Origin of the sequence: Streptomyces sp. SDr-06 (assembly GCF_003324565.1) — a bacterium.
GTDB lineage: Bacteria > Actinomycetota > Actinomycetes > Streptomycetales > Streptomycetaceae > Streptomyces.
Genome location: NZ_QOLA01000075.1, coordinates 1 through 1,113 on the forward strand (window position 1 = coordinate 1; position 1,113 = coordinate 1,113).

Genomic DNA, 1,113 nt, shown 5'->3' on the forward strand with positions numbered 1-1,113 from the left:
ACGCATGTGAGCGGGTTCGAGCGGTCGGTGACGCGGACGGTCAATGAGGTGCTGCGGTCGGCGAAGCTGTTGCGGGTGGCCGAGGACGATGTGGTCAAGGACGATGCGCTGGAGGGGCTGACGGCGGTGGTGACCGTGCGTCTGGCGGAGCCGCAGTTCGAGGGCCAGACCAAGGAGGTGCTGGGTACGTCGGCGGCCAACCGGATCGTGGCGAACGTGGTGGCCCGGGAGCTCAAGGCGTTCTTGACGTCGACGAAGCGTGATGCGAAGGCGCAGGCGCGCGCCGTCCTGGAGAAGATCGTCGCGGCGGCGCGGACGCGGATCGCGGCCCGGCAGCACAAGGAGGCCCAGCGTCGTAAGACGGCACTGGAGTCCTCGTCGCTGCCGGCGAAGCTGGCCGACTGCCGCAGTGATGATGTCGAGCGCAGTGAGCTGTTCATCGTGGAGGGGGATTCCGCGCTGGGCACGGCCAAGCTGGCCCGCAATTCGGAGTTCCAGGCGCTGCTGCCGATCCGGGGCAAGATCTTGAACGTGCAGAAGGCGTCCGTGTCGGACATGCTGAAGAACGCGGAGTGCGGTGCGATCATCCAGGTCATAGGAGCGGGTTCGGGCCGGACCTTCGACCTGGACGCGGCGCGTTACGGCAAGATCGTCCTGCTGGTCGACGCGGATGTGGACGGCGCTCACATCCGTATCCTGCTGCTGACGCTCTTCCAGCGGTACATGCGGCCGATGGTCGAGGCGGGCCGGGTCTTCGCGGCCGTGCCCCCGCTGCACCGCATCGAGCTCGTCCAGCCCAGGAAGGGCCAGGACAAGTACGTGTACACCTACTCCGACAACGAACTGCGCAGCACGCTGCTGGAGTTCCAGCGCAAGGGCGTGCGGTACAAGGACGCCATCCAGCGCTACAAGGGTCTGGGTGAGATGGATGCCGACCAGCTGGCCGAGACGACCATGGACCCGCGTTTTCGTACCCTGCGCCGGATCAACATCGGTGACCTGGAGGCCTCCGAGCAGGTCTTCGACCTCCTGATGGGCAACGAGGTCGCGCCCCGCAAGGAGTTCATCACCAGCTCCGCCGCCACCCTGGACCGCTCACGCATCGACGCGTGA

Annotated in this window: 1 protein-coding gene; it reads left to right on the forward strand. The window is 66.7% G+C overall.

Going from position 1 to position 1,113, the window contains the following annotated elements:
• On the forward strand, positions 1–1,113 hold a 1,113-nt coding region (locus tag DT019_RS39040), incomplete at its 5' end, for a toprim domain-containing protein (protein ID WP_262985370.1).